Source organism: Aphanizomenon flos-aquae FACHB-1287, from assembly GCF_014698755.1.
GTDB lineage: Bacteria > Cyanobacteriota > Cyanobacteriia > Cyanobacteriales > Nostocaceae > Dolichospermum > Dolichospermum flosaquae.
Genome location: NZ_JACJTO010000025.1, coordinates 38,666 through 62,206, shown reverse-complemented (window position 1 = coordinate 62,206; position 23,541 = coordinate 38,666). Strand labels below are relative to the sequence as shown.

Annotated in this window: 25 protein-coding genes; 13 read left to right on the top strand and 12 right to left on the bottom strand. The window is 38.6% G+C overall.

Annotated features, from left to right (window positions below):
• Positions 1 to 149 precede the first annotated feature (149 nt).
• The 4 genes from H6G44_RS20755 to H6G44_RS13065 all read left to right on the top strand — a co-directional run bounded on the left by H6G44_RS20755 (position 150) and on the right by H6G44_RS13065 (position 1,382).
• The gene (locus H6G44_RS20755; RefSeq protein WP_375379335.1) at positions 150 to 233 is read left to right on the top strand and encodes a DUF6972 family protein; all 84 of its coding nucleotides are present in this window, start codon (positions 150 to 152) and stop codon (positions 231 to 233) included.
• On the top strand, positions 223 to 450 hold the full coding sequence (locus tag H6G44_RS13075) for a hypothetical protein (protein WP_375379334.1): 228 nt from the start codon (positions 223 to 225) through the stop codon (positions 448 to 450). The genes H6G44_RS20755 and H6G44_RS13075 overlap by 11 nt, the downstream gene beginning before the upstream one ends.
• A 238-nt stretch (positions 451 to 688) precedes the next feature.
• Positions 689 to 1,027, top strand: coding sequence for a hypothetical protein (locus H6G44_RS20345; RefSeq protein ID WP_242031773.1), 339 nt, complete (start codon positions 689 to 691; stop codon positions 1,025 to 1,027).
• Entirely contained in the window at positions 1,017 to 1,382 is a 366-nt protein-coding gene (locus H6G44_RS13065; protein ID WP_190387560.1) for a type II toxin-antitoxin system PemK/MazF family toxin, read from the top strand. The genes H6G44_RS20345 and H6G44_RS13065 overlap by 11 nt, the downstream gene beginning before the upstream one ends.
• Positions 1,383 to 1,483: 101 nt before the next feature.
• Here H6G44_RS13065 and H6G44_RS13060 read toward each other — a convergent pair whose 3' ends face one another.
• From H6G44_RS13060 to ndk, 4 genes are all read right to left on the bottom strand, one after another.
• Positions 1,484 to 2,287, bottom strand: coding sequence for a PD-(D/E)XK nuclease domain-containing protein (locus tag H6G44_RS13060; RefSeq protein ID WP_190387561.1), 804 nt, complete (start codon positions 2,285 to 2,287; stop codon positions 1,484 to 1,486).
• A gap of 68 nt (positions 2,288 to 2,355) precedes the next feature.
• Positions 2,356 to 2,595, bottom strand: a complete 240-nt coding sequence (locus H6G44_RS13055) for a hypothetical protein (RefSeq protein ID WP_190387562.1) — start codon at positions 2,593 to 2,595, stop codon at positions 2,356 to 2,358.
• Entirely contained in the window at positions 2,595 to 2,819 is a 225-nt protein-coding gene (locus tag H6G44_RS13050; RefSeq protein ID WP_190387563.1) for a transposase, read from the bottom strand. Before H6G44_RS13050 ends, H6G44_RS13055 begins: the two co-directional genes overlap by 1 nt.
• 235 nt (positions 2,820 to 3,054) lie before the next feature.
• Positions 3,055 to 3,504 carry a nucleoside-diphosphate kinase gene (gene ndk, locus H6G44_RS13045; protein WP_190387590.1) on the bottom strand — a complete coding sequence of 150 codons (450 nt, stop codon included), beginning with the start codon at positions 3,502 to 3,504 and terminating at the stop codon, positions 3,055 to 3,057.
• Positions 3,505 to 3,858: 354 nt separating this feature from the next.
• Between ndk and speA the strand changes: the two genes are divergently transcribed.
• Both speA and H6G44_RS13035 read left to right on the top strand, forming a co-directional pair.
• Positions 3,859 to 5,871: a biosynthetic arginine decarboxylase gene (gene speA / locus H6G44_RS13040; protein ID WP_190387564.1), complete on the top strand. Its 2,013-nt coding sequence runs from the start codon at positions 3,859 to 3,861 to the stop codon at positions 5,869 to 5,871.
• A 6-nt stretch (positions 5,872 to 5,877) separates the two neighbouring features.
• On the top strand, positions 5,878 to 6,156 hold the full coding sequence (locus H6G44_RS13035; RefSeq protein WP_190387591.1) for a hypothetical protein: 279 nt from the start codon (positions 5,878 to 5,880) through the stop codon (positions 6,154 to 6,156).
• Here the strand turns inward: H6G44_RS13035 and H6G44_RS13030 are convergent.
• The 3 genes from H6G44_RS13030 to H6G44_RS13020 form a co-directional block, all read right to left on the bottom strand.
• On the bottom strand, positions 6,071 to 7,240 hold the full coding sequence (locus H6G44_RS13030; protein WP_190387565.1) for a sugar phosphate nucleotidyltransferase: 1,170 nt from the start codon (positions 7,238 to 7,240) through the stop codon (positions 6,071 to 6,073). The two genes, H6G44_RS13035 and H6G44_RS13030, sit on opposite strands and share 86 nt — an antisense overlap.
• A gap of 72 nt (positions 7,241 to 7,312) precedes the next feature.
• Positions 7,313 to 8,104, bottom strand: a complete 792-nt coding sequence (locus H6G44_RS13025) for a segregation/condensation protein A (RefSeq protein WP_190387566.1) — start codon at positions 8,102 to 8,104, stop codon at positions 7,313 to 7,315.
• 117 nt (positions 8,105 to 8,221) lie between these two features.
• Positions 8,222 to 9,307: an AI-2E family transporter gene (locus tag H6G44_RS13020; protein WP_190387567.1), complete on the bottom strand. Its 1,086-nt coding sequence runs from the start codon at positions 9,305 to 9,307 to the stop codon at positions 8,222 to 8,224.
• Positions 9,308 to 9,537: 230 nt separating this feature from the next.
• On the opposite strand from H6G44_RS13020, the gene pdxH reads away from it, so the two are divergent.
• The gene (gene pdxH / locus H6G44_RS13015) at positions 9,538 to 10,182 is read left to right on the top strand and encodes a pyridoxamine 5'-phosphate oxidase (protein WP_190387568.1); all 645 of its coding nucleotides are present in this window, start codon (positions 9,538 to 9,540) and stop codon (positions 10,180 to 10,182) included.
• Positions 10,183 to 10,391: 209 nt separating this feature from the next.
• Positions 10,392 to 11,066, top strand: coding sequence for a GIY-YIG nuclease family protein (locus H6G44_RS13010; protein ID WP_190387569.1), 675 nt, complete (start codon positions 10,392 to 10,394; stop codon positions 11,064 to 11,066).
• 112 nt (positions 11,067 to 11,178) lie between these two features.
• Here H6G44_RS13010 and H6G44_RS13005 read toward each other — a convergent pair whose 3' ends face one another.
• On the bottom strand, positions 11,179 to 11,970 hold the full coding sequence (locus H6G44_RS13005) for an SDR family oxidoreductase (protein WP_190387570.1): 792 nt from the start codon (positions 11,968 to 11,970) through the stop codon (positions 11,179 to 11,181).
• Between the two features lie 92 nt (positions 11,971 to 12,062).
• Positions 12,063 to 12,875, bottom strand: coding sequence for a nuclear transport factor 2 family protein (locus H6G44_RS13000; protein ID WP_190387571.1), 813 nt, complete (start codon positions 12,873 to 12,875; stop codon positions 12,063 to 12,065).
• An 85-nt stretch (positions 12,876 to 12,960) separates the two neighbouring features.
• On the opposite strand from H6G44_RS13000, the gene murG reads away from it, so the two are divergent.
• The 4 genes from murG (at position 12,961) to H6G44_RS12980 (ending at position 18,579) form a co-directional block, all read left to right on the top strand.
• Positions 12,961 to 14,034 carry an undecaprenyldiphospho-muramoylpentapeptide beta-N-acetylglucosaminyltransferase gene (gene murG, locus H6G44_RS12995; protein WP_190387572.1) on the top strand — a complete coding sequence of 358 codons (1,074 nt, stop codon included), beginning with the start codon at positions 12,961 to 12,963 and terminating at the stop codon, positions 14,032 to 14,034.
• 173 nt (positions 14,035 to 14,207) lie between these two features.
• A complete protein-coding gene (gene nusB, locus H6G44_RS12990; protein ID WP_190387573.1) occupies positions 14,208 to 14,849 on the top strand; it encodes a transcription antitermination factor NusB in 642 nt (213 codons plus the stop codon).
• A 98-nt stretch (positions 14,850 to 14,947) separates the two neighbouring features.
• Positions 14,948 to 16,438, top strand: a complete 1,491-nt coding sequence (gene ftsY, locus H6G44_RS12985) for a signal recognition particle-docking protein FtsY (protein WP_190387574.1) — start codon at positions 14,948 to 14,950, stop codon at positions 16,436 to 16,438.
• A gap of 755 nt (positions 16,439 to 17,193) precedes the next feature.
• The gene (locus tag H6G44_RS12980) at positions 17,194 to 18,579 is read left to right on the top strand and encodes a PP2C family protein-serine/threonine phosphatase (RefSeq protein WP_190387575.1); all 1,386 of its coding nucleotides are present in this window, start codon (positions 17,194 to 17,196) and stop codon (positions 18,577 to 18,579) included.
• Between the two features lie 61 nt (positions 18,580 to 18,640).
• On the opposite strand, the gene H6G44_RS12975 is transcribed toward H6G44_RS12980, so the two are convergent.
• Both H6G44_RS12975 and H6G44_RS12970 read right to left on the bottom strand, forming a co-directional pair.
• Entirely contained in the window at positions 18,641 to 20,143 is a 1,503-nt protein-coding gene (locus H6G44_RS12975; RefSeq protein ID WP_190387576.1) for a DUF4335 domain-containing protein, read from the bottom strand.
• Between the two features lie 71 nt (positions 20,144 to 20,214).
• On the bottom strand, positions 20,215 to 20,805 hold the full coding sequence (locus H6G44_RS12970) for a DUF3038 domain-containing protein (RefSeq protein ID WP_190387577.1): 591 nt from the start codon (positions 20,803 to 20,805) through the stop codon (positions 20,215 to 20,217).
• Here H6G44_RS12970 and H6G44_RS12965 point away from each other — a divergent pair.
• On the top strand, positions 20,800 to 20,937 hold the full coding sequence (locus H6G44_RS12965; protein ID WP_190387578.1) for a hypothetical protein: 138 nt from the start codon (positions 20,800 to 20,802) through the stop codon (positions 20,935 to 20,937). The genes H6G44_RS12970 and H6G44_RS12965 overlap by 6 nt on opposite strands.
• 7 nt (positions 20,938 to 20,944) lie before the next feature.
• Here the strand turns inward: H6G44_RS12965 and H6G44_RS12960 are convergent, their stop codons facing one another.
• On the bottom strand, positions 20,945 to 23,338 hold the full coding sequence (locus H6G44_RS12960) for an endonuclease MutS2 (protein WP_190387579.1): 2,394 nt from the start codon (positions 23,336 to 23,338) through the stop codon (positions 20,945 to 20,947).
• Between the last annotated feature and the right edge of the window lie 203 nt (positions 23,339 to 23,541).

Sequence of the window (23,541 nt, the reverse complement as noted above, 5' to 3'; positions counted from 1 at the left end):
AAATAACAAAAATGCAGAGCGATAGCGAAGCGCTCCGCAGGAATCGCTCTTAGTTAGATTATGCTGGAGAAGTGCGATTGTGCGGAACTCAGATCGCTGAGATAAGGTCAGTGAAAACACAAGTTTAAGAGTTAAAAAGTGGTAGTAGTATTCCACTTTACTATGGGGAGATAAAAATCAATGCAGACAACCAATACCACGTCATACCCCGCACCAGACCTAGTGAAGAATAACTGGGAATTTACAGAAGTATGGATAGATCCGATGTTATCACCTCCATACATTCTGTTATTACTTTGCGACAGTGAAGGAAATTGTCAAATTTATGATCCAAAACAAGGTGAGAAGGTTGTATTTTCTAGTAATAATTATGAAGCAGCTAAGTTATGGTTACTAGAAGATGAGTATGAACCAGTTGAAGGTAGGCTTTTAGCTGCGGAATTAGTGTGAGTTAGTATATTTTTTGTTTCGCGCAATCTCTCTTAGAGATCCCGAAGGGTAGACGCTAAGGAGCAAAGGCGCAAAGAAGAGGGAGAAAGTGATATATTCGTTATAATGATTTTTATTGAGGAGTACGGGTCATTCCTACATCTGAGCAAAAAACGCAGTTATTTATTCTGTGTTGTTGGTTAACTAAACTATGTTTTAGTAATAGTCAAAGATTAATTGAAAGTGAAGAATAACTATTATGATTTTTACTGATGTTGTAGAAGCAATAAAAGGGTTTTCAATTGAAGAAAAGTTACAAATTCAATTGTTATTGCAGCAATATTTAAGAGAAGAACGCTGTGAAGAAATTTATCAAAATTTGCAAAATGCGAAGCGAGAAGAAGAAAATGGTGAACTCACATTTTCTGAAAATATTGATGAATTAAAACAACAGTTTATCAGCCGTCGTGAACTTATAAAGTTACCTATAGAGGAACGAAAAAAGATTTTAGCGTCACAATCTGATTTAATGTTAGAGCATTACCAGCAAGACACAGAATGGCAAGAATTACAAATGGGAGACTTAATTGATTACTAATTCTTCTATTCTTAAACGGGGTGATATCTGGCTAACTAATTTTGATCCAATTGTGGGAGCAGAAATTAAAAAAGTAAGACCCGCTATAATTGTCAGTTCTGATGGTGTTGGTAAGTTACCGATTAAATTAATTGCACCAATTACAGATTGGAAGGAATATTATGCTGAAAATATTTGGCACGTTAAGATTGAGGCAAATATCAAGAATAGTTTGTCGAAAGATTCTGCTGTAGATATTTTACAATTGCGCGGTGTAGATGTACAAAGATTAGTCCGTAAAATTGGAGAATGTTCGAGTCAAATAATGGAAGAAATCGCTGCGGCTATTGCGGTGGTGGTTGAGTATAATGAATAATATGGTGCTGGGATGATAAAGATTGGAGTAAAAATAAAGAAATTTCGCTTTTGATTAAAAAAACGAAAAAATATTTATATGATTTTATTCAATTTATACAATTATATTGGTCTAATAAAAACTTGAACTATCATACCATCTGTAGTTTTGCTTAAATCGTTTTCAAGACCACGAGGATTTTTAATTCTTCTTTCTGGATCATAAACAAAACAAATGAGAGTTTTATAGTCAGGATGTGATTTATAACGAGCAATGTCTATAATTAATTGTTCTCCAACTTCTTTATCAGTCAGTTTTTCGCGTGTCTTCTTAAGTTCAATAATAGTTTGTTCCTGCCTTAAAAGAAAGTCAACTCTTGAAGATCCACCGGCATAACTTGGAGTCGGTTCCTCATCTTTGATATCATCAAAATATAAAGTTAGTAAAGCATGAAATAAATCCTGAACATCATACTCATCAATAATTTCTATTGTACTTCTGTTACTGTGTCTGGTTTTTAGTTGTCTTGCAAATAAATGAAACCTATCACAAAGAATTTTAATATTATCTGAAGCAGGAATAATAGGTTGATTGATGTTTTTTTCGTCCCAATAATCTTCTATTTCCTTTATCATTGATTCTAAAATTGGGCATCCTTTTTCTAAGCCTTGCTTTAATTCTCGTTCATATTCTTGTTGAGGAGTCAAGGAATGAACAGCAGATCCACTATAAAAAATATTTTTAAATTCCTCTGTATGTCGAGAATCTTTTTCAAATATTTGTTCAATCAAAATTTCTGTATCTCGTTTCCATTTAATAAAGAGTTTTTCTTTTTCTCTATATTGTGTTCCTGGAATTATGTATTTTAAATTATCAATTAATTGAATTTGACGTTTTAGCTTTTCAATTGCGTCTTCTTTTTTCATTTTTTTAACCCTGATTTACAACATAGCCACATTGTAACATTTGTGATCACTAACGCGAAAGGTTTCATTTAGCAAAGCTTATCGAAGCGATCGCTCTTAGTTAGATAATGGTGGAGAGGTGCGATTGTGCGGAACTCAGTACCAAAGGCGATCGCAAAGCACCCCGCAGGAATCGCTTTTACTGTTGAGAAATATGATTTAACTCCCCAGGTAAAATCACAGGAATTTAGGCATCTATGAGCAGGAAAAATGTCAGAAATAGCAGCTGCTTGAATTTCCCATAAATATATATCATTGTGATCTATCACTATTTTTTCAACAATTCTTCCTCTTTGCCTTTAATTAAAGAACTGCGGTCTCCACGTTTGGGTTTGGATTCTATCTTCCCCGTTTCTCTATATTGGCGGAAAAATTCACTGATAAATGATAGGCTCACTTTAAATCTCGCTGCTAACTCTCTTTGCGTACCTTCTTTATTTTGCCAAGCACTTAATATTTTTTGTCTTATATCAGTCGAATATGCTGCTGCCATATATATCTCAATTATTTTCTTTCTTTTCCATCTTTAAAGTTTACCATCTTTGTACCGCGTTTGATCTCAAACTGCTGTAATATCAATTGCTAAAATATTTTGATGATTATTATAAGGATATTTTCAAAATTTCTTATGGAGTATTCAATTTTTATATTCATTTAAGGCAACAGGTGACAGGTAACAGTTAAGAGTTTTACTGCCCATTACCCATTACCCATTACCTATTACCTAATTACTCATTTAACCACGGTTTTGAATGGGGTTGCCAAGCAACTAATTCTTCATCCTTAAACCATAAAGCGATTTCTGTTTGGGCTGTTTCTTGAGCATCAGAACCGTGAATCAGGTTACGACCTACATTAACGCCAAAATCGCCACGAATTGTACCTGGTTCTGCGTTTAAGGGGTTGGTGGCACCGATAATCTTTCTCGCTGCTGCAACAACGCCCTCTCCTTCCCAAACCATTGCTACAACTGGACTAGAAATGATAAATTCCACTAAACCAGGGAAAAAAGGTCTTTCACGGTGAACACCATAGTGTTGTTCCGCTAATTCTCTACTGACTTTCATAAACTTCAACCCAACTAGGGTAAAGCCTTTAGTTTCAAAACGGCGGATAATTTCACCCACCAAGCCGCGTTGTACACCGTCGGGTTTAATTGCTAAAAATGTGCGTTCCAAATCTATCTCCAAAAACATAATCAAATTTTGATGGGTTAATTGTCAGTTGTATTGATGTCTTTTGTCTAGTAGTCTGGGCAATTTTCCCTGAGAATGGGGGATAACCGGATTGAATTACCATTTCTTTTCCCCGTTAGATATAGCAATAGGTAATTAAACGCAGATAAACGCAGATAAACGCAGATTTTTGTAACTATTCTCAGGATAAAGGAGACACAAGGGAAGAAAAATTTGTTACCTGGACTTGGTTGAGCAATCACGCTCTTCATCAGAAATTATTCCTAGTGGTATATCCTTTACTAGACTATTTTGTTAAATTGTTATTTCGTGAGCAAAACAAAGAGGTCAGGAAAAATGGGTGTTGAGTCAACTGCTGATGAGATTGTAAAAATGCCATCTAATGTACATAAAGCTGAATTGAAAAGCAAAAAACAGAAGGAACTATTAATACCTAGTAAAAATACGGGAGATTTACCTCTGCTTTGGAAAATTGAGGACAGTGAAGACCTTTACCGAATAGAGGGTTGGGGAAGACCTTATTTTTCAATTAATGCTGCTGGTCATGTTACTGTCTCCCCCAAGGGTGAACGTGGTGGATCTCTGGACTTGTTTGAGTTGATAAATGCTTTAAAGCAGCGTAATTTGGGTCTACCGATGTTAATTCGCTTTTCCGATATTTTGGAAGACCGAATTGAGCGCTTGAATGCTTGTTTTGCTAAGGCGATCGCCCGCTATAACTATCCTGGTGTATATCGAGGTGTGTTTCCGGTGAAATGCAATCAACAGCGCCACCTCATTGAAGATTTAGTACGGTTTGGTAAACCCCATCAATTTGGTTTGGAGGCGGGTTCTAAGCCAGAATTAATGATTGCTCTGGCTTTGTTGGATACCCCTGGAGCATTGTTAATTTGCAATGGCTACAAGGACCAGGAATACATCGAAACCGCTATGTTAGCCCAAAGACTAGGACAAACACCAATTATCGTCCTAGAGCAAATTGAAGAGGTGGATTTAGCCATTGCTACTAGTCGTCAATTAGGAATTAAGCCAATTTTGGGAGTTAGAGCAAAATTAAGCACACAAGGTATGGGTCGCTGGGGAACTTCTACAGGCGATCGCGCTAAATTTGGCTTAACAATTCCCGAAATTATGGAAGCTGTGGAAAAATTAGGTGCAGCTGACTTACTCGGTTCTCTACAATTGTTACATTTTCACATTGGTTCACAAATCTCCGCTATCAATGTTATTAAGGATGCCATTCAAGAAGCTAGTCGTATTTACGTAGAATTGGCGATGCTAGGGGCAGATATGAAATACTTGGATGTTGGTGGTGGTTTGGGTGTAGATTATGACGGATCGCAAACGAATTTCTACACATCGAAAAACTATAATATGCAAAACTATGCTAATGACATTGTAGCTGAGTTAAAAGATACCTGTGATGAACGGCAAATTAACGTACCTACTCTTGTTAGTGAAAGTGGTCGGGCGATTTCTTCTCACCAATCAGTGTTAATTTTTGACGTTCTCAGTACCAGTGATGTCCCCCTTGATCCTCCTGATCCTCCCCAAGACGGAGAATCTCCAATTATTAAATACCTGTGGGAAACTTACCAATCTATCAATAAGGAAAATTACCAAGAATTTTATCACGACGCTGCTCAATTCAAAGAAGAAGCTATCAGTCGCTTTAATTTAGGAATTTTGCGCTTGAATGAACGCGCTAAGGCCGAACGTCTTTACTGGGCTTGTTGTCAAAAAGTTTTAACTATCATCCGTCAGGAAGAATACGTACCCGATGAGTTGGAAGACCTAGAAAAAATCATGGCTTCCATTTACTATATCAATCTTTCTGTGTTTCAATCAGCACCAGATTGTTGGGCGATAGATCAACTATTTCCGATCATGCCTATACATCGTCTTGATGAAGAACCAACCCGCAGAGGCATTTTAGCAGACTTAACCTGCGACAGTGATGGGAAAATTGACCGCTTTATAGATTTGCGAGATGTTAAATCAGTATTAGAACTGCACAAGTTTGAGCCAGGAAAACCCTATTATTTGGGAATGTTCCTGAATGGAGCATACCAGGAAATTATGGGTAATTTACATAATCTTTTCGGTGACACTAACGCCGTTCACATCAATTTAACCCCCAAAGGTTATCAAATTGAACACGTTGTCAAGGGTGATACCATGAGCGAAGTCCTTAGCTACGTTCAGTATGATGCTGAAGACATGGTAGAAAATATTCGTCAACGTTGTGAACGAGCTTTAGAGGAACAGCACATTACCTTAGCAGAATCCCAGCGACTACTACAAACTTACGAGCAAAGTTTACAACGATATACTTACTTGAATAGTTAATAGTCAGTGGTCATTGGTCATTGGTCATTGGTCATTGGTCATTGGTCATTGGTCATTGGTCAGTGGTCAGTGGTCAGTGGTCATTGGTCATTGGTCATTGGTCATTGGTTAGTAGCAAATTACAACGGACAATGGACAACTGACAAAGAACAACTAACAACTGACAAAGAACAACTGACAACTGACAAAGAACAACTGACTAAATTGAGTTTGCTCCCAGTAATTCAGCGATCGCTTGGTGTTCTAAAGGTATTTCGGAAGGTCGAGTTTGACGAGCATCAGTAATCAGCCAATCTAAAGCCGCAGCTTGGACATCAATAGATGCTCCCGTCTTATCTACACAGTAACGCCCAAACACCAACTTATCTACCAAGCGAACTCCTGGAGCTAACCGCGACCATTCAAAAATTACACTATTATCTACAGTAGCTCCACTACAGATCCAACAATTTGGACCAATCATCGAAGGTCCAATAATTTTTGCTCCATCTTCAATTTTGGTCATTCCCCCAATATAAACAGGTCCACTAATATCAACTTTATCCCAATTTACAGATACATTTAACCCAGTAAAAATACCAGGAGCTACCTCATGTCCAGGGATTTGTACATTTTTGATTTCCCCTGATAAAACCCCACGAATTGCTCGCCAGTAATCAGGAACTTTACCAATATCTACCCATTCAAAATCCATGGGAATGGCGTAAAAAGAGGCATTATCTGCCACTAATTGAGGAAATAACTGGCTACCAATATCATACTCTACTCCAGAGGGTATATACTTAAACACCTCTGGTTCAAAAATATAAATACCTGTATTGATATTAGTGCTAAGAGCCTCTTCAACAGTCGGTTTTTCCTGGAAAGCTTGAATGCGGTTATCCTCGTCAGTAACTACCACACCATAGCTAGAAACTTCTTCTTTAGGAACAGATTTAGTGATGATAGTAGCGATTGCTCCCTTAGATTTATGCCACTTTACCGCCGAAGTTAAGTCTAAGTCAATTAAAGCATCACCACACAATACTACAAACGTATCATCAAAAAATGGTGAGAAATCCTGAATCCGACGCATACCCCCAGCCGAACCGATAGCTTCCCCCACCAGTTTACCGTCATCATCAATTTTACCTTCAAAAGAATAAGCAATCTGCACCCCAAACCGCTGACCATCACGGAAATAACTTTCTATTTCCTCCGCCAAATGGCTAACATTGACCATTATTTCGTCAAAACCATGTTGACGTAATAACTCCAGTAAAAATTCCATGACTGGCTTTTGCAGTATGGGAATCATTGGTTTAGGAATTGTATATGTGATGGGGCGGATACGAGTACCTTTTCCCGCTGCAAGAATCATCGCTTTCATAAAATTTTATTCCTTAGTCATTGGTCATTGGTCATTGGGAATAGATAGAAGTCCCCCCCCTGCTTCCTGCCTTTAAGTAGGTAAGCGGATTTGAATTTCCTGGTAAAATTCTTGTTGAAATAGTTCTACCTTCGATTGAGCCGACAGCAGCAGTAAAGCCCAAAAAACGCTAATCATGTTACCGTATTCCGATTCATGACCTGAGCCATGTTTTTTGAGTTGCTTTGTCTGTATCCACAAATCTATCAGTTGTTCTAGGTTCCAACATGGTTTCTCTAAATTCTGCTCTTGAGCAGCACCATGTAGCACCTGCTCTATTTCTAACGCGACTTCTGTTAAATTTTCTTGGTGCGCCAATTCTAGAGCTTCCCGCATGGTTTGGACACTAGACTGGCGTTTGAGCCGTTTAGGTTTATCAACTTTTTCTACCAGTTTTAGCTGGCTGGCCATAATTTGCAATTGGTTGATTAACTCTTGCAACGTTACCCGACGTTTTGGGGGAGGCATAGCTGCTGGACGACGACGCAAGCGTTGCTCCAATTGCACGGGGTGGCCAGGAGACAATAATCCATCTTCTATTGTTAATAGTGTATCATCTACAACTTCTTCTAGGGTATTATATACTGTTGATAGTTGAATTAATGTGTTGGCTTTGAATAATACAAGCTTTGATGCTGATAAAAATGCCTGTCCAGATTGAGACAAATCACTTTCATAGCCCCTGATAGTTCTTGCTTCTGGTGACATTAATTCCAAGTAATGATCAATCACCTCAATAACTCGCACGTCCCAAGGGTCAATTTCCCCTTTTTCAGCCTGCTTAATCAAGTGTGTAATTGTTTCTAATAATTCAACTGCATCCATGAATCCAAAATTTGATATAAGTAGGTTGGCATTAAAAATTGTTGTTATGGTAACATATCCTAAGTAACAAGTTTGGAAGGGTTCTACTGAAAACTGACTAATGACCCATTAATTAACTTATTCATTTCTTTCAAATTCTGAGCCGTAATTAACCCGAAAATTTGAGATATTATTATTGCTTTTGATAGCATCTATCGTGCCTTTTATAGTTCCAGCAATTGGTACAGAAACCAATGTTCCTAATAACCCGGCAATTTCAAATCCCATTAAAATAGCGATAAAAATCCACAGGGGGTTAAGTCCAATAAAATTACCCATTAATTTTGGAGCTAATAAATTATCTTTAATTTGTTGCATGATAATTGCCATTGTAGCGACTGGGAAAGCTAACCACCAATTTTGGATTAATACCAACATTGTGACTAAACCAATACCTAAAGTTGCACCAACAACGGGAATTAATCCAGAAATACCGATGATAATGGCAAATAAAAAGGCAAATGGGACTTTCAAAAATAAGAATATAGGCGTAAGGGCTATGACCATAAATAGTCCTAGCAACAATTGGCTCAAGAAAAAGTTTTGGAAATTTAACTCTAAGGACTTACTAAAAGGAATACCAATATTAGATGGTAACAAATTGATTAACCCAGACCAAACTTGATCACCATATATAAGCATATAAAAGGCTAGAACAATTACCAAGACTAGATTTAGTAATCCTGATAACAGGGTTCCAGCAAATCCTACTGCTCCGGATGCTATTTGTTGTACTAAGTTTTGAATATTACCATTTATTTGGTTTGTTACTAGTTTTAAATCCACAGATAAACGTCGCTGCTTTGCTAGTGTTTCTAAGTGATCTAAATTAGCTTGACTAGTCGCTAACCAATCCGGGATCTTATTTAAAAGTTGAATGGTTTGGTCAATTAGCATTGGTACAAGAGTAACACATACAACAATAAACAATGTTAAAGTCAGTATTAGAACAATAATTACTGCTTGAGTGCGGGTAATTCTGATTTTCTCAAATAATTTGACTGGGTAATTCAGCAAAAAAGCCAGAATTGCAGCAATACTGAGGATAGTAATCGGATTTTGGAAAAAACGAAATAATAAAGACAGTAACCAGATATTGAGAGCGATAATTGGTCCACTGAGTCCATAAATTAACAAAGTTTGGAGAGAAGCAGAACGGCGCATCTGATTTAATCTATAACAGGAATCAGGAATCAGGATTAAAATCCTCTTCCGGGTTGAGTTTCATGATCAATTTATGTCCTCAAGGCTTTGGAGGCTTCAAGGGTAGGGAATGAGTAAAAGGTAATAATTTTTACCAATGACCCATGACCAATGACTTATGACTAATTATCCATTACCAGCCTAAATTTAGATAACTAGGAATTTAATTACAGAATCAGGAAAGAATTAAAATGGATAAAAGCATAGCAGATATTCGCAAAGACTACACCTTGCAAGATTTGAGTGAAAAGGAAATTGACTCTAATCCCTTTGTACAATTTAAAATTTGGTTTGGTCAGTCCCTAGCAGCACAGCTACCTGAGCCTAATGCTATGACTTTGGCTACCTGTACACCAAATGGTCGTCCTTCGGCGAGAATGGTACTACTCAAGGATTTTGATGAAAGGGGTTTTGTCTTATTTACTAATTATAATAGTCAAAAAGGACAGGAACTCACGGCAAATCCCCTTGCTGCTTTGGTTTTTTGGTGGGCTGAACTAGAACGACAGGTAAGAATTGTTGGGACTGTGGAGAAAATTTCCTCGGCACAATCTGATAGCTATTTTGAAATCCGCCCTCCATATAGTCGTTTGGGTGCTTGGGCTTCTAATCAAAGTGAAGTAATTGCCAGTAGGGATATTTTAGAATCACAATTACAAGAATTTGAGCGCGTATATCAAAATCAGGAAGTTCCTCGTCCTCCTCATTGGGGTGGTTTTCGCGTCATTCCCCAGGAAATTGAGTTTTGGCAAGGAAGATCAAGTCGTTTACATGATCGTCTGTTATATACTCGTTTAGATGCTGGAGGGTGGAAAATCGAGCGGTTATCACCTTAATTTTCTGTAGTATAGGTAGCGGGTGTTTCATCCCGCATCTAGTTTACTCAATATCGACGGACTTTTCACAATACGATACAGAGAAACATCACCCAACATTAATTATAATATCCTTTGTTCCATACTCATCTAAATTAGAAGTAATTAAAACATGGTAAGATGCGATAAAAACAAACTATTTGCCAATAGTCTTGGACTTAGGGGGAAAAATGACACAAACCGATTTAGACCACCAAATTGAGTTAGAGGATTCTGCTTTTATTCCCAGTTTCTCAATTAAAAAACTTGGTAAAGTCCTTTTAGGAGATCACCAAAACCTACCAGACACCCCTGGTATTTATTTCGCTATTGACTCAGCTAGTAGAATTTGGTATATAGGGATATCCACATCTAGCTTGAGAAAGAGACACTCACAACACGAAAAATTTGAAGATTTTAAAGCTAACAAAGTTCAGTATATCTGTTACTTGGTCTGGACTGATGACCAAGATTTACATGAGTGGGAAATAGGGTATATCCAGAAGTTCGACCCACCACTAAACATGAACTTGACTAAACAAAAATTACCAAAAATTGATCTCGGATACAGTGAAGAAAATTACATTAATAGATACCGAGAAATTAAACAGCAATTAGCTTTATTGGAACAAGAGATGGAAGAATTAAAGCCTAATCTCGTAACCCTGTTGGAGCAGAACGGTGGTAAGATTTCTGATAAATCTCTAGGGATTAGTGCGTATATTCAAAGTAAGAAATCATGGCAGTATTCAGCAGAGGTAGAAGCTCAAAAGGAAGTTATTAAACGGTTACAAAAGCATGAAGAGGATACTGGTATTGCGACAGTAAAATCAGTATCCTCTTTTCCCGTTTTCAGATTCAGATAATAGAATAGAAAATAGGAAATTATCAGTATAACCCACGGAAACAGGTGGGTCTTTACTGTCAAGGACTTCCCTCCCTTCCCATTCGGAGTTTGGAAGAATATGAGAGTTAAATTTATACCCGCCTATTTACTAAAGTTAACGCTTGGTCTACTGGCATCAATAAGACTTCACTAATATTAACATGACTCGCCCTAGTGGCACAGAAAAAGATCACATCAGCCACATCATCAGGAGTTAGAGGTTTAACTCCCTCATACACCTTTTTAGCCCGTTCTGTGTCACCATGAAAACGCACTTGACTAAATTCTGTTTCTACCATTCCAGGGTCTACAGAAGTTACTCGCACGGGAGTTCCTAAAAGGTCTTGTTTTAAGCCTTCAGAGATAGCTTTAACCGCTGCTTTTGTCCCACAATAGACATTACCACCAGGATAAGTTTGATGTCCCGCAACAGAACCGATATTGATAACATGACCACAATTCCGTTCCACCATTCCTGGGACTATGTAGCGGGTCAGGTACAGTAAACCTTTGATATTAGTATCAATCATTTCTTCCCAGTCATGAAAGTCACCTTGATATAATTTGTCTAAACCGCGACTTAAACCAGCATTATTAATCAAAATATCAATATTTGACCAGGAAGGGGATAAATTATTAATAGCTGATTCTACCGCCAAGCGATCGCACACATCAAGTTCTAATAAATAGATTTTATCAGATGGGATGTCTAAGGAATCAGCCAATTGTTGTAAACGGTCCCAACGCCGTGCTGCTAAAATCAGTTTTGCACCAGCATGAGCAAAAATTTTGGCACAAGCAGCACCTATACCGCTACTTGCACCAGTAATCAAAACAATATGGTTTTGCATAGAAATCCGTTGTCCGTTGTCCGTTGTTAGCATAGTCTTGACCAATCACCACTGACCAATGACCAATGACCAATGACCAATGACCAATGACCAATGACCACTGACCACTGACCAATGACCACTAACTACTTTTTAACCACTTGTAACCGCTGAGTAATGATAGTCATATCTTCACCCCTGCGAATAACTGCGGAAATCCATTGAGGACCGGGAGTAGAAGGTGCGCGTCCGATTTTGAAAAGTCCTCCCGCATTGAGAAATTCTAAATTCACAATTGTGGGGTTAAGAAATTTACTGCTTTGAATGGGCTCTTCTATAGCTTTTCCTAGTAGAAAATCCTCCCCTACTGGTTCTTGAACAATGGCATCAAAGCTATATTTTTCATTAACTTTTACCTGTAGTGGTAATTTAATTTCTACTTGGGGTGGTTTACTTCCAGCAGTTAGTTGAGTCCGTTCCGATAAAATATCTTGACGAACAATTCTTGCACCCGTAATTTTTTGACGCGATTTAATTGTAGACTGGAGGGTGAAATTATTATTACCAGATGCAGGTAAACCGCTAATATTAGTGACAGTTTCCGCAATAATGGTATTACCTTCAGATTTCCAAGACTCTATGTTAGTAGTATAACGCAATTGGGGATATCGCTTCCAAAGTCCTGTTAAAGCCTGTTCCATAGATTTACGGTTTAACCCGTCACCATGAGTAAATTTAGGACTGTAAAATTGCATGAGACTGTTAATATTACCCTGATTGGCAGCATTATCAATTTGCGTTAACAGGTTAGTAAGTGTAGCAGGTGCATTTGTGGGTTGACCTGCTTGCACCGATTGCGATAAGCTCGATAAACCAATTACCAGTAAACTGGAAATCAGGGAAATACTAACGGTTAGTGTTTTATTACGTTTCATTAAAAGGGGGATAATTTTAGTCATAGGTAAGATTTTACTGATGCGATGATAGAAGATAGGGAATTTGTTTTATCTTAATAAAGCTGGGAGATAAATGGTATAGTCAGGAATGGTAAATCCACCAATTAAATTACTTATAGCAGCTAGTGGGACAGGTGGACACTTGTTTCCAGCGATCGCATTGGCTGAAAAACTGTCAGAATACAATATTGAATGGCTGGGTGTGTCAAATCGGCTAGAAACTCAGTTAGTTCCAGGGACATATCCTTTAAATACGGTGGCTGTTGCAGGGTTTCAGCAAGGTTTTAGTCTTAGTTCTATCCGCGTCTTGTGGAAGCTCATGACTGGGATTCTGAAAGTTAGACGTATTCTTAAACAGGGAAAATTCCACGGAGTTTTCACGACAGGAGGTTATATTGCAGGTCCTGCGGTAATTGCTGCCCGTTTGTTGGGTTTACCTGTGGTTTTTCATGAATCTAACGCAATACCAGGTAAAGTTACCCGCTTTTTTGGACCTTGGTGTAATGCCGTCGCTATAGGATTTGATGTTACTGCTCAATACTTACCTCGGTCTCAAACTGTCTGTGTAGGTACTCCGATCCGTTCTCAATTCTTAGATGAGGGAATTGATAGTACATTGGACTTACCTATTCCCGATAATATTCCTTTGATTGTGGTATTTGGTGGAAGTCAAGGGGCTGTAGCTGTAAATAAATTGGTGCGTCAGTCTGCGGACGCTTTGTTTCAAGCTGGTGCTTATATAGTGCACTTGACTGGTGAGAATGATCCTGATATTAACAGTATTCAGCATCCTCAATATATCGCTTTGCCTTTTTATGACAATATGGCGGCTTTATTGAGAAGGGCTAATTTAGTTATTAGTCGTTCTGGTGCGGGTAGCTTGACAGAATTGGCGGTTTGTGGTAAACCAGCCATTTTAATTCCCTATCCCTTTGCAGCGGAAGATCATCAATCTTATAATGCAAAGGTGTTTACTCAGGTTGGGGCGGCTTTATCCTTTAAACAGTCGGATTTGACCCCGGAAATCTTGACAACTCAGATTTTGAATTTGCTCCAATCTCCGGCAGAATTAGCGATAATGGCAGAGAAAGCTAAAACTCTCGCTGTTCCTGATAGTGCGGATAAATTAGCGACTTTAGTACGAGAAGTGATGGGAGATTAGTTCTGATTTACTGAATATAGGGTATTAGGATCGATAATTTATTGTTTCCCAGTCTAATGAAGTACACACCAATTTATTCACTGTTCCCTAAAACTAAAAAACTTTGTACCTCACGAGCCTGGGAACTGCCATAACATATTTCTCAATATCTCCAACTTTCCTACAGAAAAAATATGCAACGTCGTAAACCCCAACAAATAGCCCGGGAATTGGCATTATTAAGCCTTAGTCAATTACCAATCAACCCCAAGAAACTAGAAACCTTGTCAGATGATCAATTAGTCTCTAAACTAGTTCTAGGGGCGGTTCGTACCCTGACCTTAGAAGTGCAGGACACATTAAATAATGCTGCGGGAGAATTACAACGTAGCAATGACCGCCTATTAACTAGCGAAACTAGAGCCGCTGACTTGAATACAGCTAGAACCATGCTAAAAGAGGCAATTTCTTATACCCAAATAGCAATTAATCAATTAGGTACATCTGTTGATTTTCCTGAGTTAATTCAGTTAGCTAATCAAGACAAGGAAGTTCGTAATTACGCTAAATCACTTATTATTACCGTTAGTGAAAATCATCAAGCTATTGCGGATCTAATTTCTCATGCTTTAGTAGATTGGCAAGTTACTCGTTTAGCCCAAATTGATAGAGATATTTTGCAAATAGCCACCGCAGAAATAAAATTTATGGCAGTTCCTGATAGTATCGCCATTAACGAAGCTGTAGAATTGGCTAAACGCTATAGTGGAGAAGATGGACATCGTTTTATTAATGGTGTTCTCCGTCGAGTTAGCGAACAAAAACAAACTGTTTAAATTGGTCAGTTGTTAGTGGTCAATGGTCAGTTGTTGGTTGTCGGTGGTTGGTTGTCAATACCTTTAAATATTACATATTACATATTAACTAAACTACAATGGCTTTTAATTGGTTCCATCGTCCAAATAATGAATCTGATGATACTCCCCAAACCGAATTTCAGGCAGAAATATCCACAGTAGAAGCAACTCAACCAGAAACAACAGTGCCAGATACGGCGGACTTGTTGGCCTTTGCTAAAGCTGCTTATAAGAATATTCAAGAAAAACAACAAATAGAGACGGAATCATCTGTAGTAATTGAAACAAATACTATTACTGAGGAAATAGTAGAAACTGAAACAGAGAAAGTGACTGTACCAATAGAAATAGATGCAGCTACATCAGAAATTACTGAAGATATTAGCGAATCACAACCAGAAATAATACCAGAATCAGAAACAGTTAATTTATCTTTTTTAGAACGTGCTGCGGCGGAAAGACAAGCCAAACAAGAGAAATTAATCGCTAGTGCGATAGAAACCACTGAACCAGAAACAGCGACAACCTCAACAGCGCCAGAAGTAGAAATTCCAGAACTGGTATTTGATGACGGGTTTAAATGGTCAGCAGAGGTTTTAGCCGCCCAAGGGAGAAAAGCTGAAGATATTTCCCTAGAAGAAATTACTTGGTTAAAAAAACTCCGTCAAGGTTTAGATAAAACTCGGCGGAATATTCTCAACCAAATAAAATTAATTGTTGGTCAAGGACCCCTAAATCAAGCGGCTGTAAATGAAATTGAATCTTTGCTTTTACAGGCAGATGTGGGTGTAGAAGCAACTGATTATATTATTAATGCGTTAGAGAAAAAAATCCTGGCGGAAGTGACTCCACCAGAACAAGCAATCGCTTATCTTAAAGAAATTCTCAGAGATATGCTGGATACACCCTTGCAAAACCAGGCAAAATCTAGCTTTGCACCGGAAAAAGACCAACTCACAATTTGGTTAATTACGGGGGTGAACGGGGCGGGAAAAACTACCACCATCGGTAAAATTTCTCACCTAGCTCAAAAATCTGGTTATAAATGCTTAATTGGGGCGGCGGATACCTTCCGGGCTGCTGCTGTGGAACAAGTCAAAGTTTGGGGTGAGAGAAGTGGTGTCGAAGTTATCGCCAACCCCGGTAAAAATACAGACCCTGCTGCCGTGGTATTTGATGCCATTACCGCTGCTCAAGCCAGAGAAACCGAACTACTATTAATAGATACCGCTGGGAGACTACAAAATAAGAAAAACCTGATGGACGAACTCAGCAAAATTCGCAAAATCATAACTAAAAAAGCCCCCAACGCCCGCGTAGAATCGCTTTTAGTTCTTGATTCTACTTTGGGACAAAATGGACTGCAACAAGCTGAAGTATTTTCCCAAGCGGCCCACCTCAGCGGCGTGGTTTTAACCAAATTAGACGGAACTGCTAAGGGAGGTGTAGCCCTTGCGGTTGTTCAGCAGTTAGGTTTACCCATTCGCTTTATTGGCGCTGGAGAAGGAATTGAGGATCTACGTCCATTTTCTAGTTATGAATTTGTGGAAGCACTATTAAGCGGTTGATCCAGTTTTTATGAGTTGATAATTCCCAAAATTTCATCATTAATTTGAGTAGGGTGCATTACCTATTTTCACATCAAGGTAACTTGTGTAATTATAGTAACGCACCCGATATTTTATTGTGACATAGTAAAAACCCAATATTTACCCGAATTTGCGAAAATCATCGCCTCTGGGTAGGAAGATTTTCCAGAAAAATGGATAATTTTTTTATAAAAGAAATCTATCTCAGGAAATATTTCCAGAATTTATGGTATATAAGTTAAATGTTTGTGGTTCAAAATAGAACCAGTTTTGATTGAAAGTATGATCACATCCATGGTTTTGACCAAAAATCCAGTCAAGCTAAAATCACGAATTAACTCCCTAAAAATCTATCTAATGTTTGGTTTGTTGATTCTTGATATCCCATTTTTGAGGAATAGAGATAATTTTGCTAATGACAAACTTTTATTTCTCAAGATATATGAAGAGCTAATTTAGTTGTGGAAAAATTAGAGGCTGCTAATTAATCATAAAATCACTGATTGCCAAAGGCTCATTTTTAACAAATTAGAAAATTGATCATCATTGATCATCATGGAGAATCAAGCATGAAAAATATCCTCAGCATTAACTAAGATTTAAAAAATTAAGTTCCATAATTCTTCTACTCTTGCTAAAATCACGAATCTCGGTCAATATAATTTCACAATTTATCAAGAAAGAGTATTTATAAAGCATCACAAATTTGCTATTCTCAACTGCAATATTAACCTGTGTCACAATTTCCCTCTCATCCTACTGATAGCAATAGCAGCACCACCAAAGATGTCACTCCTGTGGTGGCACTTAAGGAGCTTGTGTCCAGGCTGCATCGAGAACAAAATAAAATTCAAGACTTACTGAGTTCTTTAGGATTTGCCCTCAGAAGCTTTAATAATTTAAATCAGTTTTTGGAACTGATTCCGCTTATGGCTACCAGGGTGACAGATGCAGAAGGTAGTGCCCTTTTTCTTTATAAACCCAACGGACAAATCAGATTAGAACAACTACATTGGCAAGATAGTCAGCAAAGAAAAAATATTAGAAAAGCCCTAGAAACTGCTAGTAGTCAAATTACTCTTTTAGCTAATTCTGGTTCTGCAACTATTTCTACAAGGATTTTAGATGACCAGATGCACGCCGTTTTAGGTCCAGATGTGCAAATTTTTGGGACTGCTATTTTAGTTAAGCATACGGAACGGGGTTGGCTGTATGTTTTGAGCCGTGACCCTGAATATAGTTGGACAGAAACCAGACAAAAATTAGTGCGGTTAGTGGCTGACCAAACAGCAGTTGCTATTGATAATGATGAACTATCTGTAGAATTAAGAAAAAAAGAACGTTTAGACCAAGAGTTAGAAATTGGTGCAGAAATTCAACGCCGACTTTTACCGCGTCAATGTCCGAATATTCCCGGTTTATCTCTAGCAGCCCGTTGTAAACCGGCTAATCATGTTGGTGGTGACTACTATGATTTTATTCCTACTAATCAAAATCAGTTACAATCCCAACTACAGACATCTCCAGAAAATGCTAGTTGGGGTTTAGTGGTTGGGGATGTGATGGGTAAAGGTGTTCCTGCTGGTTTAATTATGACGATGTTGCGGGGAATGCTCCGAGGTGAAGTATTACATGGCAATTCCCCAGCGGGAATTTTACAAAATTTGAATCGGGTTATGTATGCGGATTTGGAAAATTCCCATCGCTTTGTAACTATGTTTTATTCAGAATATGACCCGCAAACACGAATTTTATCTTATAGTAATGCTGCCCATAATCCGCCTTTATGGTGGCACGCAGCTACAAAAACTGTTAGTCAGTTGGATACATTGGGGATGTTAATTGGTTTAGATGCCAATAGTGAATATGAAAATGCTCAAGCTCAGTTAGAAGTTGGGGATAGAGTAATTTATTATACTGATGGTTTGACTGATGCGGCGGCGGCTGGGGGCGATCGGTTTGATGAGGATAATCTTGTTACATCCTTCAGAACGGCTTGTAAGTATTGTAATACTCCCCAAGAAATTGTTGAATATCTATTTGATCAAGTTGAGAACTTCATTGGTTCTGATAGGCAAAATACGGATGATATGACGTTGGTAGTTTTACAAATTGTGTGATTTTCATGTTTGGGATGTAAAAACCCCATCTTCACCGCAGCAAGATGGGGTAGTTTATTAACTATGGTGTTTCCGGTAATATTTGCACTTTATTATCAGAACTAAGCACAACTCGTATGATTAAATTTTGCCCAGCTTTATTACTAGAAACAAAAGGTTTCCCAATTTCTGGAATACCACTACTATCAATGTATTCCCTGGCAACTTGATTTAAGGGGAAAATTTTTTCAATTTTGCCATCAATACCCAATATTAAACTATATTCTAAAGCTTGAGAAAGTCCAGTTGGGGATCGCCAACGCTTGTTAAGATATTCTCTTGCTTCTGCCACTTGGGGTGTATCAAATAAAGTCTGATTATTCGTAACTTGTGTATCCGAAGTAGTTTTAGTGGTTTGATTTTCCTCCGGAGATACCTGACCTGGAGCGGTAATTCTTATATTGTTCTGACCTAATTCTACGGAAGCAGGAGTAGGGATTAGGTTAGGAATCTTACTAGAATTGTTGTTGGGGATAGTAGCAATAAACGGAGAAGTTTCAATTAAATTAGATGGTTTCTTGGTATTAGTGACATTTAGCCCTTTTTGATTTGGTCTGGCTGTTGACACTTTAGAGTTATCAGAATTAGGTGTAGTCCCAAAGGGGGGATTTTCCCGTTTAATAGGATCAGAAGAAGTATCAAATGGTATCTTTAATTTAGATTGAGATGTTGTTGGTCCAGCCGGGATATTTGCATTAGGAAGGGAAAGCGGCGCTGCGGGGGTATTAAAGTTAGAAGGTGGTGGTATCAGTTGGGGTTGACCAGTGATTAAAGGCAGCGGCGGTATTGGTGTAGGGTCTTGAGGAGAAGGTTCTATAGCAGTTAGTTTTGGGGGCTGAGTAGTATTTTGAGCTACTTTCTGGCGATTTTTCTGAATATTGAGAGCATACTGCATGGTAAATGGTGTTAAACTGGCTGCTAATACCAAAATAGCTACCATAGGAAACCACCTTGGTAGACTGGTTCTGATGTTTTGATGAGTAGCAATTGGTATGACAATCGTATCAGATGAGTATTCATCTAAAGCCGTTGCTAAATCAAATAGTTGTAGTAAACTCAGTTCTATTACAGGCACAGATGTTTGGTTAATAAGATCACCAAAATAGAGTTTGTGAGTTAAATTACCACTAGATTCTAAATGTACTTTGGTTCGAGGAGTTTGAGTATTGAAAGATGGTGAAGTTTGGGTAGAAAGAACAGACAGGGGAATATTTTTTAATTCTGATTCTGTATTGTTATGATCATTTTCTGATAGAGTTAGACTAAAATCTTCAGCAGATTGTTGTAGAAGTTTTTGAACATAATTTGTAACAATTGTACATAAAACTTCTAATTGCTGGCGATCGCCCTGAAGGAGAATTTTTCCTGGTTCTGGTAGTCGTGGATCATCAAATTGCAGTCTAAAACTGAGAGCATTAACAATAGTTTTGTCTGTCCACCGCGACAAAGGGGAATTTTCCACCGATATTTCTATTGTGCAGGTAGCGGTGGTGTAACGACGAATGACAGAATTGGATGGAGACATAACAACAATTGTAAAGGAAAAAATAGGGGATTTTAGATTTTAGATTGGGAATGAAAATCGCAAATCGAGAATTATTTTGTCGAAAGGTCTATTAGCGCTAACCACAAACGCCGATGTCCACCCGCAGCACTATAAAAGAGTATATTTATTAACAGTTTTAGGGCTAAATGGGTAAGCAAATTCGTCGAGGTTGGTTCTTCTTCTGCCATACGTTCTTGGTAAGTTTTACAAAAAGTATCTATATAATCCCCCAATAGGGAGATTTGGTGAGGTTTATGCCTATTTGCAGTCGCTTGTTCTAATGAACTTACAGCCCGACGAATTAATTCTTGATGCTGTTTAGCGAGATAGCAAATAATCAGCACTAGCGATCGCGCTTCCTCTACATCTAACTTTTTTCGTTCTCCTTGTCCTTTGCGAAGGGGGAATGAAAGCCGCAATCGCCATAAGGCCACCCAATCTGGTACTTTTGATTCTAAATCAAGACTAACTGCCGCAGACAGCATTGCTTCTGAACCGATACCAGTTAGGCTTTCCAATGCCAATAATATTAAGTCTAGCTGAGTTTTGATATTTTCCCATTGAGTTGTATTTGGGTCTGGGATTTGGCTTAAATCCTCCCAAGATGACTTTGATACGGTGGAATTAGCGGTTGAGTGCATAACTTTTTTGGTCAGTTGTCGGTGGTCAGTTGTCAGTTGTCAGTTGTCGGTGGTCAGTTGTCAGTTGTCGGTGGTCAGTTGTTAGTTGTCGGTGGTAAAAATGATTTTCCCCTGCTTCCCTACTGCCACTGATATACTTTTATATATGAGCAATAGTAACACCACTGCCACCATCGGCTTGTTCTGCGGGTTCGTAGTGGGTAACTCTAGGATGTTGTTGTAGAAAAGCGTGAACTCCTAGCTTAAGTTTACCAGTACCGTGTCCATGAATAATCCATAGGGGTCCAGCAGCTTCGGAAATAGCTTTGTCTAAGATATATTCGGCATCAGCTACTCGTTTTCCGCGCAAATCTATAGTATTTTTGGAGGTGCGAATGGCTGGGGCTGGTGGTAGTGTAACTACTGATGGGGCTAGTTTTGCTTTAACCATGGGTTCGGGTTTTTGTCCATCCAATGATTCTATATCTTGGAGTTGTACCGTCATTTTCATGATGCCAAAACGCACAGTAAAATTGCCATCAACATCGGGAATTGTTAAAACTTCAGCCGTTTGACCTAATTTAGGAATTCGCACGCGATCGCCCAATTTAGGCATGAATCCAGGTTTAGATTTAGGTGGGGGTGTAGGTTCGTATTTTTGAGCAATTTGATTGAGATTAGCGGTAGCTTGTTGGGCATCTTGGGCGTTAGCCGTTCCTTGTTGCAAGCGGCGGATAACTTGGGCTATTTCCCCTTTGGCTTGGGTAATTGCTTGTTGAACGGCGATTTCTTGGGAAACCCGGAGATCTTTTTCTCTGGCTTCCAATGCAGTAGCTTTGTCAGAAACTTCCTTATATAATCGTTCAGCTTGACGTAACAATTTTTGGGCTTCAGCGGCTTTAGTTTCTTGATTGCGGCGTTGGGCTTCTAAACCGGCAATTACTTGGTTTACCTCGTCTGTAGCTTCTCCGACTTGAGTTTTTGCCTCTGCTACTATTTCTGGATTTAACCCTAAACGCAAGGCAATACTCAGCGCATTAGAACGGCCAGGAATCCCCCACAATAGACGGTAAGTGGGTGAAAGCGTGGTTTCGTCAAATTCTACAGAAGCATTTTCAAATCGGTGATCTTCGTATTTCAGGGCTTTAAGTTCGCCAAAGTGGGTACTAGCCATAGTTAGCTGGCTATGATTTGACAGATATTTGAGTAAAGCGATCGCTAATGCACTTCCCTCCGCTGGATCTGTACCTGCACCGACTTCATCAAGTAATACCAGAGATTGGTACTTAATCACTAATGGGGACAAATCATTTTCCCCAGGTTCTAATGCCTCTAAAATTCGACTAATACGGCGAATATGTCCAGAAAAAGTAGATAAACTCTGTTGTAAAGATTGTTCATCACCAATATCGGCTAAAATTTGCGAAAACCAGGGCATTTCTACAGGTTCACGGGCGGGAACAAATAAACCTACTTTGGCCATGACCGCTGCTAATCCCAAAGTTTTTAAAGTTACAGTTTTCCCCCCCGTATTTGGTCCAGTAATTGTGACTACCCGGATTTGAGGACTAATCAATAAATCTACTGGGACTACTGAATTTCCCTGTTCGTGTTGCTGTTGCCAAACTAACAACGGGTGACGCAGATTTCGTAAGGTGATAATTTCATCTCGATTTACAAACCGCGGGGGATTAGCACCTATCCAAAAACTATAACGAGATTTCGCTACTGCTAGGTCTAAGGTAGTGACAATAACTAATAACCTTTCTAAATCTGGTGTAACTTCTGCTACTTTTTCCGTCAAAGTCCGGCGAATTGCTTCGGCTTCGGCTTGTTCTTTTCTAACAATTTGACGTAGTTGATTACCCAGAGGGACGATACTATTAGGCTCTATATAAAGAGTTGCGCCGCTAGTTGAGGTATCATGAACAATACCGGGGATTGCGTCCTTTTGCGGAGCTTTTACAGGTATAACAAAGCGATCGCTTCTTTGAGTAATTAACTGTTCTTGAACAGCGCCGGATTTTGCCTGGATAATATTTTGGAGTTTTTGGGTAATTTGACTGCGTATTTTCCGCAATTCTCCGCGAATTTCTCCCATTTTTTGACTAGCACGATCAGTAACTTGCCCCCGTTCGTCAATACAACGGTGGATTTCCTGCTCTAATTCTGGGTAAGTCCGCAATTCTGAGACTAAATCGTTTAAAACTGGGATATTTTCCTGATTATCAATAACACGACGTAAATTTCTTGTACCTGCTAGGGTAGTAGCGATCGCTAAAAGCTCCTCACCTGGTAAAATACTTTGCATTGCTGCCCGTTCGAGAGAGTCACCAATATCTTGTATACCCTCAAAAGATAATCCCGGATGTAAACGACTTTCCAATTCATAAACTTCTTTAGTTTGCGCTAATAACAGTTCACTTTCTGTCTGAGTTTCGGGAATGGGCAAGTTACGCGCAACTATTGCCCCTAACTTAGTTGCCGCAAAGGTGGAAAGGTGCTGGCACAAGCGAGGCCATTCTAGTAATTCTAAGGTTTCGGATTGAATCAAGGTTTCAACAACTAATCTGAAATCATCGTAACAATTTTAGTTGCTGTCAGGCTAGATTTTTTAGAAGAAATTTTTTCTGGTTTTTTTTTGTAACAAAAACGGTAACGCTGCTGAGATATTGTCATAACTATTTTAGTTTATACTAAGTTGCCCATGAACATAAAACCATATCTGATAGCAGTTATAGGGCTATGTAGATGCAG